Origin of the sequence: Vibrio comitans (assembly GCA_024346835.1) — a bacterium.
Taxonomy (GTDB): Bacteria; Pseudomonadota; Gammaproteobacteria; order Enterobacterales; family Vibrionaceae; genus Vibrio; species Vibrio comitans.
Map to the genome: position 1 here is coordinate 2,114,041 of AP024866.1, position 13,448 is coordinate 2,127,488.

The 13,448-nt window shown below is 46.2% G+C and carries 13 protein-coding genes and 1 tRNA gene; 11 read left to right on the forward strand and 3 right to left on the reverse strand.

The features are described from left to right. Nucleotides 1-39 precede the first annotated feature (39 nt). Nucleotides 40-924 carry a uridine diphosphate-N-acetylglucosamine-binding protein YvcK gene (gene yvcK, locus OCU46_RS09685; protein WP_141273451.1) on the forward strand — a complete coding sequence of 295 codons (885 nt, stop codon included), beginning with the start codon at nucleotides 40-42 and terminating at the stop codon, nucleotides 922-924. 7 nt (nucleotides 925-931) lie between these two features. Here yvcK and OCU46_RS09690 read toward each other — a convergent pair whose 3' ends face one another. Genes OCU46_RS09690 through uvrB form a run of 3 tightly spaced genes read right to left on the reverse strand, consistent with a single transcriptional unit; the run spans nucleotide 932 to nucleotide 4,752 of the window. Beyond that, a complete protein-coding gene (locus tag OCU46_RS09690) occupies nucleotides 932-1,291 on the reverse strand; it encodes an Hpt domain-containing protein (RefSeq protein WP_141273449.1) in 360 nt (119 codons plus the stop codon). Continuing rightward, a complete protein-coding gene (luxO, locus tag OCU46_RS09695; protein WP_141273447.1) occupies nucleotides 1,284-2,687 on the reverse strand; it encodes a quorum-sensing sigma-54 dependent transcriptional regulator LuxO in 1,404 nt (467 codons plus the stop codon). The genes OCU46_RS09690 and luxO overlap by 8 nt, the downstream gene beginning before the upstream one ends. A 19-nt stretch (nucleotides 2,688-2,706) precedes the next feature. Further along, nucleotides 2,707-4,752, reverse strand: coding sequence for an excinuclease ABC subunit UvrB (gene uvrB / locus OCU46_RS09700; protein ID WP_141273445.1), 2,046 nt, complete (start codon nucleotides 4,750-4,752; stop codon nucleotides 2,707-2,709). Nucleotides 4,753-5,250: 498 nt separating this feature from the next. Here uvrB and OCU46_RS09705 point away from each other — a divergent pair. The 10 genes from OCU46_RS09705 to gloA all read left to right on the forward strand — a co-directional run bounded on the left by OCU46_RS09705 (nucleotide 5,251) and on the right by gloA (nucleotide 13,393). After that, a tRNA-Asn gene (locus OCU46_RS09705) sits at nucleotides 5,251-5,326 on the forward strand. 5 nt (nucleotides 5,327-5,331) lie between these two features. Further along, nucleotides 5,332-5,646, forward strand: coding sequence for a hypothetical protein (locus OCU46_RS09710; RefSeq protein WP_141273443.1), 315 nt, complete (start codon nucleotides 5,332-5,334; stop codon nucleotides 5,644-5,646). Between the two features lie 393 nt (nucleotides 5,647-6,039). Continuing rightward, entirely contained in the window at nucleotides 6,040-6,621 is a 582-nt protein-coding gene (rsxA, locus tag OCU46_RS09715; protein WP_141273441.1) for an electron transport complex subunit RsxA, read from the forward strand. Continuing rightward, nucleotides 6,621-7,208 carry an electron transport complex subunit RsxB gene (gene rsxB / locus OCU46_RS09720; RefSeq protein ID WP_141273439.1) on the forward strand — a complete coding sequence of 196 codons (588 nt, stop codon included), beginning with the start codon at nucleotides 6,621-6,623 and terminating at the stop codon, nucleotides 7,206-7,208. The genes rsxA and rsxB overlap by 1 nt, the downstream gene beginning before the upstream one ends. A 6-nt stretch (nucleotides 7,209-7,214) precedes the next feature. Next, complete coding sequence (rsxC, locus tag OCU46_RS09725) at nucleotides 7,215-9,908, forward strand: electron transport complex subunit RsxC (protein WP_141273437.1); 2,694 nt, start codon at nucleotides 7,215-7,217, stop codon at nucleotides 9,906-9,908. Beyond that, complete coding sequence (rsxD, locus tag OCU46_RS09730; protein ID WP_141273435.1) at nucleotides 9,908-10,957, forward strand: electron transport complex subunit RsxD; 1,050 nt, start codon at nucleotides 9,908-9,910, stop codon at nucleotides 10,955-10,957. The genes rsxC and rsxD overlap by 1 nt, the downstream gene beginning before the upstream one ends. 4 nt (nucleotides 10,958-10,961) lie before the next feature. After that, the gene (gene rsxG, locus OCU46_RS09735; protein WP_141273433.1) at nucleotides 10,962-11,591 is read left to right on the forward strand and encodes an electron transport complex subunit RsxG; all 630 of its coding nucleotides are present in this window, start codon (nucleotides 10,962-10,964) and stop codon (nucleotides 11,589-11,591) included. Beyond that, nucleotides 11,591-12,283, forward strand: a complete 693-nt coding sequence (locus OCU46_RS09740) for an electron transport complex subunit E (protein ID WP_141273431.1) — start codon at nucleotides 11,591-11,593, stop codon at nucleotides 12,281-12,283. The genes rsxG and OCU46_RS09740 overlap by 1 nt, the downstream gene beginning before the upstream one ends. 22 nt (nucleotides 12,284-12,305) lie before the next feature. Then, nucleotides 12,306-12,941, forward strand: a complete 636-nt coding sequence (gene nth / locus OCU46_RS09745; RefSeq protein WP_141273429.1) for an endonuclease III — start codon at nucleotides 12,306-12,308, stop codon at nucleotides 12,939-12,941. A gap of 35 nt (nucleotides 12,942-12,976) precedes the next feature. Then, complete coding sequence (gloA, locus tag OCU46_RS09750) at nucleotides 12,977-13,393, forward strand: lactoylglutathione lyase (protein ID WP_141273427.1); 417 nt, start codon at nucleotides 12,977-12,979, stop codon at nucleotides 13,391-13,393. Nucleotides 13,394-13,448 lie beyond the last annotated feature (55 nt).

Below are 13,448 nucleotides of genomic sequence, written 5' to 3' on the forward strand. Positions count from 1 at the left end.
ACATTTGCCCACTATTTCTAAGGAAAATAAGCGATTAGCGTGGAAATTTACTCATCAAAAAAAGTGGTAGCCATCGGTGGCGGACATGGTCTGGGCCGTATTTTGGCGGCTTTAAAAGATTTTGGAAGCAATGCAACGGGAATTGTAACCACCACAGATAACGGCGGTTCTACTGGGCGTATTCGTTACTGCCAAGGCGGGATTGCCTGGGGCGATACCCGCAACTGTATCAATCAGTTAATTACAGAGCCCTCTATTAGCTCGATGATGTTTGAATATCGTTTCCGTGGTGCTGGAGAGCTTGATGGCCACAACCTAGGTAACTTGATCCTGACTGCAATGGATAACTTATCCGTTAGACCGCTTGAAGCCATTAACTTGGTTCGTGAGATGCTTAAAGTGGACGTAAACATCTTACCTATGACCGAGCACCCTTCCGATTTAAGAGCGTTATCCACTAAGGGTAGCTGGGTAAAAGGTGAAACCAGCGTTGATGAGATGGAAGAAGACCTATTGAGACTGGACCTAGATCCTGAAGTTCCTGCCATTTGCGAATCGGTTGACGCGATTAAGCAGGCAGACGCCATTATTTTGGGGCCAGGCAGCTTTTTAACCAGTATCATGCCTCCCCTGTTATTACCTGAGATTGGTAGGGCGATTAAGGCCAATACTAATGCAAAAGTAATACTGATCGAAAATCTCAGCCCTGAATTTGGTCCTGCTGGGCGAATGGATTTGAGACAAAAACTGAACTGGATAGAGCGTGCTTGCCAAGGGCGTAAAATCGATGTGGTGTTGGGTGGTGCTCCTCATCCAGAATTAGAGGGGAAGTGGAACATAGTCACACGCGATCTTGCCTCATTGAATAGGGGTTGGCGACACGATCGCGAGAAACTACGCCTAGCCGTTTTAGAACAGCTGTAAATTGCTCCTAGTGAAGTTGGGCTTGTAGTTGCTCCAACTTAAACACAGTGCGCCGAAGTAGTGAGATCAGCTCAAAACATTGGCTATCAAACTCTTGTAGCAGTTGTTGTTTATAAAAGGCATCCATTTCCGTGGCCTTTTCTGCAAGTAAGGTAGCGCCAAAGCTTGGTGCGCTACCTTTTATCGCATGGCACGTACGAGCAATCATCTCTCTATTCTCTTCGCTGACTGCTATTCCTTCAATTTGACCAATATATTGCTGAAGCTCTTGTTTGAAGATATCGAGTAAGGCTGGCATAGCCTCCACACCCACCTGTGCACGCAAGCTAGTAATTTTATCGCTTTGCAACAGATTTAGTTCATCCACGCCCTTTCTCCCATTTTTCTAGTTTTCTGTAGAGTGTTGATGCACTGACATCCAGTTCAGTGGCGGCTGCAGGTATGCTACCACCGCACAGCTCGATGGCTCGTTCTATGGTTCTTCGTTCCACTACAGCCAACGGCACTATCTTTTTACTATCGTCACTTTGCTCAGGGTCTATAAACTGATCAATAGCCTCTTCTGAATATGATGCGACTTTGAATCGGTCTAAGGGAGAAGGCAACATGTCCATTTTCACCTCTTCCCCTTCATTGAGAACCACAATATTGCGAATCACATTTTGTAGCTGACGCACATTACCCGGCCACGGATAAGCAACGAAGTGACGAAGTACCTCTTCGTTAAATTTGCCAAACTGCTTGTTCTCTTCAAGGGAGGTAAAACCGAGTAAAGAGTACGCAATTTCAACAATGTCATCACCTCGATCTCTCAGCGGTGGCAGATGCAACGGGATAACGTAGAGGCGGTAATACAGGTCCTCACGAAAACGCCCTCTCTTTACCTCTTGCCATGGATCTTTGTTAGTCGCACAGACAAAGCGTACATCAACCGCACTGAGCTTTGATGAGCCTACCTTTTGGTATGTACCGGTCTGAATAAAGCGCAGTAATTTGGTCTGTAAGTCCAAATCCATTTCGCATAATTCGTCTAGAAATAGAGTACCGCCGTCAGCTAACTCTGCAGCCCCTTTTCGATCCGTTGCCGCCCCTGTAAATGCACCTTTTACGTGGCCAAACAATTCACTTTCAATAAGATCTTTAGGAATAGCCGCACAGTTCAATGCGATAAAGGGTTCCGTGCTTCGATTACTGACAGAATGTATAGCCTCAGCACAGACCTCTTTGCCCGTTCCACTTTCGCCAGTAATAAAGATACTGGCTTTACTGGATGCCGCCGAGTCTATGGTTTTATAAACCTTTTGCATGCTAGCACTAGAGCCAATAAAGCCTTGATATTGGTTTATCTCTCCTAGAACATCATGCTTGCCATTTTGAGTTTGGTGTATCGCTTTAGATACTGTGATGCGGAGCTGATCCGCTTCACATGGCTTAATCAAAAAATCATGAGCACCGGCTCTCATCGCCTCAACTGCAACCTCAATTGAGCCATGTGCAGTCATAAAGATAACGGGAACTTTAGGCGCTCTAGCTCGCACCTTTTTCAATACGTCCATCCCTGTCATATCAGGCAGGCGCAGATCCAGCAACATAAGATCAATCGGCTGCTGCTCTAGGTGCTCTAATGCAGCCTCACCACTAGAGACTATTTGAATATCTAAATTCAATGTTGATAGATAAGTCTGATATAAGGTCGCTACTGAAAGCGTGTCCTCTACCATCAACAATCTCAACTGCTTGTTTGCTATTTTATTTTTTGACATTCGCTATACAACCTAACCCCTAGCTATTGGCAATGAATTGCCTTCGGTACTCTTCCATTTGATCTCGTTTAGCAGCCGCTTCCTCAAACTCTAGATTCTGAGCATGCTGGTACATCTCATTTTCCAGTTTAAGTATAAGCTTCTCCAGTTCTTGCGGTGACAAGGTCTTATATTGCTCATCACTTTCCGCCACCTTAGATAATGGCACGGCTTTCGACTTTTTATTGCCACCCGCTTGGGTAACACTTCCCAGCTCCATGATATCTTTAACGCTTTTCTTCAGAGCCTGCGGTTCAATTCCATTATCTTCATTGTATTGTTGCTGTTTGAAGCGTCGACGCTCTGTTTCGCCTATCGCTTTGGCCATCGATTTGGTGATGCGATCGGCATACAAGATAGCTTTACCTTCAAGGTTTCGTGCGGCGCGACCTATGGTCTGAATCAGCGAACGCTCAGAGCGAAGGAAGCCTTCTTTGTCTGCATCGAGAATAGCCACCAGCGATACCTCTGGCATATCCAACCCTTCTCGAAGTAAGTTAATGCCCACCAGCACATCAAACTCACCTAAGCGTAGGTCACGGATGATTTCGACGCGTTCTACAGTATCTACGTCCGAGTGCAAATAACGCACCTTCACATCATGCTCGGTCAGGTATTCTGTTAAGTCCTCAGCCATACGCTTGGTTAATGTGGTTACCAATACCCTTTCATCTTTAACGCTTCGAATACGTATCTCTGACAGTAAGTCATCGACCTGAGTACCTACAGGGCGCACCTCAATCTCAGGATCGAGTAAACCTGTTGGGCGCACCACTTGCTCAGCAATATCGCTGCCAGACATCTCTTTCTCATAGTCACTTGGCGTTGCCGAAACAAAGATAGTTTGAGGTGCTAAGGCTTCGAACTCATCAAATTTCAATGGGCGATTATCAAGGGCTGACGGCAAACGAAAGCCAAACTCAACTAACGTTTCTTTGCGAGAGCGGTCACCCTTATACATAGCGCCAATCTGCGGAACGGTCACGTGTGACTCATCGATAACCAACAATCCGTCTGCGGGAAGATAATCAAACAAGGTTGGAGGCGGCTCACCCTCTTCACGGCCACTAAGATGTCGTGAATAGTTTTCCACCCCAGAGCAAAAGCCGAGTTCGTTCATCATTTCGATATCGAATTGAGTTCGCTGACTGATACGCTGTTCTTCAAGTAGCTTATTGTTATCAAGTAAATACTTCTTGCGATCAACAAGCTCATCTTTAATCTTCTCAATCGCTTCTAGCATTCGGTCACGCGGTGTGACGTAATGCGTTTTCGGATAGATAGTAAATCTAGGTAGATCACGTTGAATAACAGAGCCTGTCAGTGGATCAAAAATGCTGATGCAATCTATCTCGTCATCAAACATCTCAATACGCACAGCATCGTGCTCAGATTCAGCAGGATAGATGTCAATCACCTCACCTCGAACTCGAAACTGTCCGCGTTCAAATGCCACATCATTTCTTGAATACTGCAGTTCGGCTAGTCGACGTAGGATATCTCTTTGATCCATTACATCGCCACGCCTAACGTGTAACATCATTTTAAGATACGACTCAGGATCACCTAGGCCGTAAATAGCAGAAACAGAAGCAACAATGATGGCATCTTTTCTCTCTAGTAGTGCCTTTGTCGCTGACAACCTCATTTGTTCTATATGAGCGTTCACCGAAGAATCTTTCTCGATAAAGGTGTCAGTAGTGGGGACGTACGCTTCAGGTTGATAATAATCGTAGTAAGAGACGAAGTACTCAACGGCATTATTTGGAAAAAATGCTTTCATCTCTCCATACAGTTGAGCAGCCAAGGTTTTGTTTGGTGCCAAAATAATAGCTGGTCGCTGCGCTTGTGCGATGACATTGGCCAACGAAAATGTTTTACCGGAGCCTGTCACACCCAATAAGGTTTGGTGGGCTAGACCATTATCCAGTCCATCAAGCAATTGTTTGATAGCAGTGGGCTGATCACCTGAAGGTTGATAGCTCGAAACCAAATCAAACGTTTTGGTGCTTTTTTCTTCATCCACAATGAGTTACCTTCACCTGAAATATCTTTATGGGTATTTATATCAATTTTATCACCAATAGTGCTAGCACTCGATTTTAACATTTGCTATATTCTTCTCCCCTGCAAGAAAACCCTCCTTCTCATAACATCTAATTAACTCACAGCTTTTCCCCAGAATTTACTCAAACGTTAATTTTTAGTTTATTTTTTAAACAACCTCGAAACACCCTACTAGTCTTGTTATAGCACATACTTCTCGTACAACACCTTGTATTATCTGCACTTACAATAGACAACTGCACTAGACCAAGTTACCGGTATGTTAACAGAATAAAGTTGCCCCGATCTCATCAACACACTTATCCACAAAATCAGTGGATAACTGTCATCAAGCCTTAATATGGTTGGCCTCAACATTATCCACAACGCTATCCCGATAATTTTTCCTATAATTCTTCAGATTTATTATTGACAGCGATAAGCCTTGTCAGTAATATTCGCCTCGCTTTAGAGCAATTCCCCCTTAGTTCAGTTGGTAGAACGGCGGACTGTTAATCCGTATGTCGCAAGTTCAAGTCTTGCAGGGGGAGCCAAATTTTTGAAGAAACCGTATTACGAAAGTAATGCGGTTTTTTTTCGTCTGCGCTTTGTGAACGATGAATATGTCACAACCGGAAGGCCGGCCCGTTCCAGTCCAGCAGGAGAAGCCAAATTCTTAAGAAAACCGTATCATGAAAATAATGCGGTTTTTTTTCGTCGGAACTTTGTGAACAGTGAATATGTCACAACCGGAAGGCCGGCCCGTTCCAGTCCAGCAGGGGAAGCCAAATTCTTAAGAAAACCGTATCATAAAAATGATGCGGTTTTTTTTCGTCTGTATCTTATGGCATTTATTTTCGTCTGGACTTTGTGAACGATGGAAATATCGCACTCGGAAGGCCGTCCTCCTGTTTCGAAAGCAGTACACTTCTTTGTCATCCTAGAAAAGTGCAAAGCAATTTATCTAGGATCTTAGAGAGCACAAACTCAACCCTGTGCTCCCTAAGATTCCAGCCTTCACTGGAATGACGGTTTTGGGACTGCTATCAATAATCGAAATCTTAGTATCCACAATTCAAGCTCAAATCCGGCCACTAAAGCGTATAGAGAGGTGCAAACCCCACTTTTATGCACTCTATTTGAAAAGAACTGCGTATAAACGGCTATATTTTCTACAAATGTTCTAAATCCCTATAGATGTTGTGTTGTTATATACCTGACAAATTAGGATAATGTTCAGCTCGATCTGGGTGAGTAAAAAATTGGTATGACCGAATATCTTTTGTTGTTGATTGGTACAGTGCTAGTCAACAACTTTGTGCTAGTTAAATTCTTAGGCTTATGTCCGTTTATGGGAGTCTCTAAAAAATTAGAGACTGCGATAGGTATGGGGCTAGCGACAACCTTTGTTCTGACCTTAGCGTCAGTGTGTGCGTATTTAGTAGAAACCTACCTACTGCAGCCGCTTGGTATCGAGTATCTAAGAACCATGAGTTTCATTCTGGTGATTGCGGTGGTCGTTCAGTTTACTGAAATGGTGGTGCACAAAACGAGCCCTACCTTATATCGCCTGCTCGGCATATTCATCCCATTGATCACCACAAACTGTGCTGTACTGGGCGTAGCGCTACTCAACGTAAATGAAAACCACAGCTTTGTAGAATCCATTATCTACGGATTTGGGGCAGCCGTTGGCTTCTCCATGGTGTTGATTCTATTCGCGTCAATGCGCGAACGAATTGCAGCCTCCGATGTTCCGATGCCTTTTAAAGGCGCCTCTATTGCAATGATCACAGCGGGCCTAATGGCGCTTGCGTTTATGGGCTTTACTGGATTGGTGAAAATCTAATGGAAGCTATTATTATCGCCGTTGTTGCTCTCGTTGCTCTCGCCGCGCTTTTTGGAGGACTGCTTGGCTTTGCCTCTATTCGCTTCAAAGTAGAAGCCGACCCTATCGTTGAACAAATTGATTCCATCTTGCCACAAACACAGTGTGGCCAATGTGGCTACCCGGGCTGTCGTCCCTACGCAGAAGCTATTGCTAACGGTGACGAGATCAACAAATGTCCTCCTGGCGGGGAAGCCACAATACAGAAACTGGCAGATCTTATGGGCGTTGATGTCCCTGACTCAGCACACGATCTTTCCGACAATGTTAAAAAAGTCGCGTTCATACATGAAGACATGTGTATCGGCTGTACTAAGTGTATTCAAGCTTGCCCTGTTGATGCCATCGTTGGCGGAACAAAGGCCATGCACACCATCATTGCTGATCAATGTACTGGCTGTGATCTGTGTGTATCACCCTGTCCGACTGAATGTATTGAAATGATTCCGGTGAAAGCCACCCCGGATACCTGGAAATGGCAACTCGATACCATTCCGGTAGTTAATGTAGATACCAATGTGCCAAGCACAACGACTGAGAACTCATAACCACCAATGCTGTCACTTATTGAACAAATTCGCTCTGGCCATCTCTGGGACTTTCCTGGAGGCATTCACCCGCCAGAACATAAAGCACAATCTCTCACCCATAAAATTGGGCGAGCCAATATTGCGAATGAGATAGTTATCCCGGTCAAGCAACACATTGGTAAAGAAGGCGACCTATTGGTCAAAGTGGGAGACTTAGTATTAAAGGGTCAACCACTGACGCAATATCACACCAGTTTAAGCTTGCCAGTGCACGCCTCCACTTCTGGCACCGTCACTGCTATTGAACCAAGAACCAGTTGTCACCCATCGGGATTGTCAGAGCTGTCAATCGTCATTAAGCCAGATCATAAAGATACCTGGATTGAACACACTGGCATTACCCACTACCAAGACCTAAGCGCCGAAGAGCTCGTCAATATCATCCGCCAAGCGGGAATTTCTGGTATGGGGGGAGCAGGCTTCCCAACGGCAAGAAAACTGCAATCAGGTTTTGGTCGTACCGATATATTGATCATCAATGCAGCTGAGTGCGAGCCGTACATTACTGCTGATGACAGTCTTATGCGTGAATACGCTGAGCAAGTTATTCAAGGCATTGAGATACTCAGCCACATCTTAAAGCCTAAGCTGTGCATTATTGGCATCGAAGATAACAAACCTGAAGCAATCCAAGCACTTAACAAGGCTGGAGAGAATCATGATATCGTCATTCGTGTCATTCCAACTAAGTATCCATCGGGTGGTGAGCGCCAACTGATAAAGGTGCTAACCAATAAAGAAGTACCTTCAAGCGGACTGCCTGCAGACATAGGGATCATGGTGCAAAACGTCGGTTCTGCTTTTGCAGTGAAGCGTGCAGTGATCGATGGCGAGCCTTTGGTTGAGCGTGTCGTCACTATGACAGGCGGCAGTGTCAGCCAAGCACAAAACCTATGGGTGCCGATTGGAACACCAGTGCAATCTTTGCTTGAACAAGCGCACTTTTCGCCTTGGAAGAAACAGTCGGTGATCATGGGCGGCCCGATGATGGGCTTTACCTTGCCTCATACCGAGGTGCCTATCACCAAAACCAGTAACTGCATCTTAGCTCCTGCGAAAAAAGAGCTGGAATTCACTGCCGATGAAATGGCCTGCATTCGTTGTGGCCAATGCGCAGAGGCATGCCCTGCCTCACTATTGCCACAGCAAATGTATTGGTACTCGAAAGATAAAGACCTTGAAAAGTGTGAAGAATATAAGGTCAAGGATTGTATCGAATGTGGGGCTTGCGCCTATGTGTGCCCAAGTAACATCCCATTGGTGAATTACTTCCGTCAATCGAAGACAGAAATCAAGATTCAAGCAGCAGAAGCCGAAGCGGCTGAACGCGCTAAGGTTCGTTTTGAGCAGCGTAAAGAGCGCCTAGAGCGCGATAAAATTGAGCGTGAGCAGAAATACAAGAAAGCCGCCGAGAAGCGTCGCAGCCAAATGAAGACCGAAGGCGGTGATGACGCGATTGCAGCTGCGATAGAAAGAGTTAAACAGAAGAAAACAGAAGGCCCTAAGCCGGCGGTTGCCGCGGCTATTGCTAGAGCTAAAGCGAAGCAAGCGGAGGCACAATCAGAGAACGTCACTGAACCTGACAATTCTGAGATGCGAAAACTGCGCGAGCAACGCAAAGAAGAAGCGCGTCAACGTCGCGAACAAAAAGCGGAGCAACAGCCAAATGCTGAAGGTTCGAAAAGCGATGCGGTTGCGGCGGCTATTGCTCGCGCAAAAGCGAAAAAAGAACAAGTTGCTTCAACAAACTCGGCAACGACTGATGTGAACACTGAAAAGCAAGATGCAGTGAAAGCCGCCATAGAAAGAGCTAAGGCACGCAAAGCCGCGCAAGCAAATGTCGAGTCTCAAGCTGACGAATCCACTAAGTCTGATGATTCTAAGAAATCTGCGGTTGCCGCTGCAGTTGCGCGAGCCAAAGCGCGCAAAGCACAGCAACAGCAAACCACTGATGCTGAGCCTAAAGTTAGCGAGCCTGCAGAATCGGAAGATCCGAAGAAAGTCGCGGTCGCTGCTGCGGTTGCACGAGCCAAAGCACGTAAAGCACAACAACAGCAAACTGCTGACGCTGAGCCTCAAACTAGCGAGCCTGCAGAACCGGAAGATCCGAAGAAAGCTGCAGTCGCCGCCGCAGTTGCACGAGCCAAAGCACGTAAAGCACAGCAACAGCAAACTGCTGACGCTGAGCCTCAAACTAGCGAATCTGCAGAACCCGAGGATCCGAAGAAAGCCGCGGTCGCTGCTGCAGTTGCAAGAGCCAAAGCACGTAAAGCACAGCAACAGCAAACCGCTGACGCTGAGCCTAAAGCTAGCGAGCCTGCAGAATCAGAAGATCCGAAGAAAGCCGCGGTCGCTGCTGCAGTTGCACGAGCTAAAGCACGTAAAGCACAGCAACAGCAAACCGCTGACGCTGAGCCTCAAACTAGCGCGCCTGCAGAACCGGAAGATCCGAAGAAAGCCGCGGTCGCCGCTGCGATTGCAAGAGCGAAAGCGCGCAAAGCACAGGAGCAGCAAACTGTTGATAGTGAACCTGAAGCGAGCGAGCAGCCTCAACAAGAAGATCCCAAAAAAGCGGCTGTTGCTGCAGCTATAGCACGCGCAAAAGCAAGAAAAGCGGCTCAACAAGCCGATAGCAGTGACTCTAAGGAGAATAACTAGTGCCATTTTTTATCGCCAGCTCACCCCATACTCAAAAGCGTCGCTCATTATCGACAATGATGCTGCTGGTAGCATTGTGTGCGATTCCAGGTATTTTGGCACAAACCTACTTCTTTGGTTTTGGCACCTTAATTCAAGTACTGTTTGCGATTTTAGTGGCTTGGACCTTTGAGTCTCTTATCATGTTGGCGAGAGGACGTTCTCCAATACAAGCGCTTCGTGACAATACAGCTCTAGTTACCGCACTACTTTTAGCTATTGCGATTCCACCCCTTTCCCCATGGTGGATCACCGTAATAGGCTTATTCTTTGCTATTGTCGTTGCAAAGCATCTCTATGGCGGCGTGGGTCAAAACCTATTTAACCCTGCAATGGTTGCTTACGTGGTTTTGCTGATCTCGTTTCCAGTACAGATGACCAGTTGGTTAACTCCAGCACAAATCTCATCATCACCTGTAGGAGCGACCGATGCTCTGTCGCTTATTTTTAGTGGCTATAATCTTGACGGTATGTCACTACAGCAGATTCGTACTGGGGTTGATGGGATCACCATGGCAACGCCACTGGATACCGTGAAAACGGGGCTAGGTAATGGCCAAACGCTTTCTGAAATCAGCAATAGCCCTTTATTCTCAGGTATCGCTGGTTACGGCTGGGAATGGATTAATGTCTTATTCCTGATTGGCGGATTAGTCATGCTTAAGCTGCGCGTAATCCAGTGGTACATCCCTGCAGGTGTGCTTGGCGGCGTATTCCTGACGAGCTTAATTCTGTACATCATCGCTCCCGGTACATTGGGGTCACCACTGTTCCAGTTGTTTTCCGGAGCAACCATGCTTGGCGCTTTCTTTATTGCAACAGACCCGGTCTCTGCTGCAACAACGATTAAGGGACGCCTGATATTTGGTGGATTGATTGGCGCACTGATCGTCATTATTCGCACCTTTGGTGGCTTCCCAGACGGCGTTGCTTTTGCGGTTATTATCGCCAACATGTGTGTACCGCTTATCGACTATTACACACAACCTAGAACCTACGGTCACAAGTAATATCATGTTAAAAACCATACGTAAAAACGGTTTAGTTCTCGCCATGTTCGCTTGCATCACAACAGGTGTGGTCTCTATTACCCATCTGTTGACCGAGGATACGATCAAAGCGCAACAAATCGCCCAGTTGCAAGGACAGCTTAATCAGGTTATTCCAACCAGCCTGCATGACAACGAACTCTATGCAGACTGTATCGACTTACAAAATGAAGCCTTAGGCACTCAAGAAGTCATGCCCGCTTATATCGCCACCATCGATGGTAAGCCAACTTCAGTTGCCATTGAAACAATCGCACCCGATGGTTACAACGGCACGATTCGTGTGTTAGTTGGTGTCGATCTGCAAGGCAAGGTGCTAGGGGCTCGCGTATTGTCGCATCAAGAAACTCCAGGACTTGGCGATAAGATTGATTTACGAGTGTCGGATTGGATCTTGTCATTTGCTAACAAAGAGATCACTGCAGACAATCAAGAAAGCTGGAAGGTGCGTAAGGACGGCGGGCAATTTGACCAGTTTACTGGCGCGACCATTACCCCGCGTGCTGTGGTAAAAGCCATCTACAACACAGGGCTATACTTTACGCAAAATCAGCAACAGATCTTGAGTAGCTCACCACAATGTGAGGTGAAATAATGTCAGAGAAAAAACTGTTATTAAAGAATGGTCTTTGGGATAACAACCCTGCCCTTGTGCAGCTGCTTGGGCTTTGTCCACTGCTTGCTGTATCGGCGACCGTGACCAATGCACTAGGCCTTGGCATCGCAACCTTATTGGTGTTAGTCGGCTCAAACCTGACGGTATCTCTTATTCGCAATCATGTGCCTCAAGAGATTCGCTTGCCAATATTTGTGATGATCATTGCCGCTCTGGTAACCTGCGTTCAGCTGCTAATGAACGCTTACGCCTATGGTTTGTACCTTTCTTTAGGTATCTTTATTCCATTGATCGTAACCAACTGCATTATCATCGGACGTGCCGAAGCTTACGCTTCTAAGAATACTCCTGCACTGGCTGTACTTGACGGCCTTTGGATGGGACTAGGTATGACAGCTGTGCTTGTGGTGTTAGGCGCAGTTCGCGAAATTCTCGGCAATGGTACGCTTTTCGATGGTGCTGATTTACTGCTTGGTGACTGGGCAAGTGTATTGCGCATTCAGGTGTATCAAGTTGATAGTAATTTCCTACTTGCAATGCTACCACCAGGTGCGTTTATCGGTGTTGGTTTCTTAATTGCCGGCAAAAACTGGATAGATAACTACCGAGCACAGCAAGCACCTAAGCAAGAGAAACAACAGATTGAACGGGCTCGTGTCACTAACAACTAATCTTATTTGAAAAACGGACTCAATGAATAAAGATAAGCGTCGACTCATACTTGAAAGATTGCGTGAGGAAAACCCTCACCCTGAAACGGAACTCAACTGGAGCTCCCCCTTTGAATTACTGATAGCGGTATTACTATCGGCTCAAGCTACCGATGTCAGTGTCAATAAAGCTACCGATAAGCTGTATCCCGTCGCTAATACCCCGCAAGGTATACTGGATTTAGGCGTTGATGGCTTGAAGGAATACATCAAGACTATTGGTTTGTTCAATTCAAAGGCTGAGAACACCATCAAGACATGTAAGATCTTACTAGAGCAACACGGCGGTGAAGTCCCTGAAAACAGAGAGGCACTTGAAGCCCTGCCAGGGGTTGGCAGAAAGACGGCCAATGTGGTTCTCAATACGGCGTTTGGCTGGCCGACCATAGCAGTTGATACGCATATCTATCGCGTCTCTAACCGCACCAAGTTTGCAATGGGTAAAACCGTAGATGATGTTGAGCAAAAGCTGCTAAAAGTAGTGCCTAAAGAGTTCAAGTTGGATGTACATCATTGGCTAATTCTGCATGGTCGTTACACTTGTATTGCTCGCAAGCCACGTTGTGGCAGCTGCATGATAGAAGACCTATGCGAGTTCAAAGATAAGGCTATCGATTAAACTTCTCTCCATTTCACAAACATTAAGGATCAATCATGTCTCAAGGTCGCGTATTACACACCATGCTTCGCGTGGGTGATTTAGATAAATCTATTGAGTTCTATACCAAGGTAATGGGTATGGAACTATTGCGTAAGAACGAAAATAAAGAATACGAATACACTCTTGCCTTTGTCGGCTTTGGCGATGAATCACAAGGTGCAGTCATTGAGTTGACCTACAACTGGGGCACAACAGAGTACGACCTAGGTGATGCTTTTGGTCACGTCGCAATTGGGTATGAGGATATCTATGCCACTTGTGATGCTATCAAGGCTGCCGGCGGTAACGTTACTCGCGAGCCAGGTCCAGTAAAAGGTGGCTCAACACATATTGCTTTTGTCACTGATCCTGATGGATACAAGATAGAACTGATTCAGCGCGAAAATGCCTCTTCTGGTTTGAACGGCTAACTCACTCTCCAAGTAGTAAGTAAGTTTACTAGGGCTGTATTTGTCGAAAGACAAT

Coding starts and splice junctions, on each gene's coding strand:
- rsxB (WP_141273439.1), top strand. CDS start 6,621: ATGGAAGCTATTATTATCGCCGTTGTTGCTCTCGTTGCTCTCGCCGCG.
- rsxG (WP_141273433.1), top strand. CDS start 10,962: ATGTTAAAAACCATACGTAAAAACGGTTTAGTTCTCGCCATGTTCGCT.
- OCU46_RS09740 (WP_141273431.1), top strand. CDS start 11,591: ATGTCAGAGAAAAAACTGTTATTAAAGAATGGTCTTTGGGATAACAAC.
- rsxC (WP_141273437.1), top strand. CDS start 7,215: ATGCTGTCACTTATTGAACAAATTCGCTCTGGCCATCTCTGGGACTTT.
- luxO (WP_141273447.1), bottom strand. CDS start 2,687: ATGTCAAAAAATAAAATAGCAAACAAGCAGTTGAGATTGTTGATGGTA.
- rsxA (WP_141273441.1), top strand. CDS start 6,040: ATGACCGAATATCTTTTGTTGTTGATTGGTACAGTGCTAGTCAACAAC.
- gloA (WP_141273427.1), top strand. CDS start 12,977: ATGTCTCAAGGTCGCGTATTACACACCATGCTTCGCGTGGGTGATTTA.
- nth (WP_141273429.1), top strand. CDS start 12,306: ATGAATAAAGATAAGCGTCGACTCATACTTGAAAGATTGCGTGAGGAA.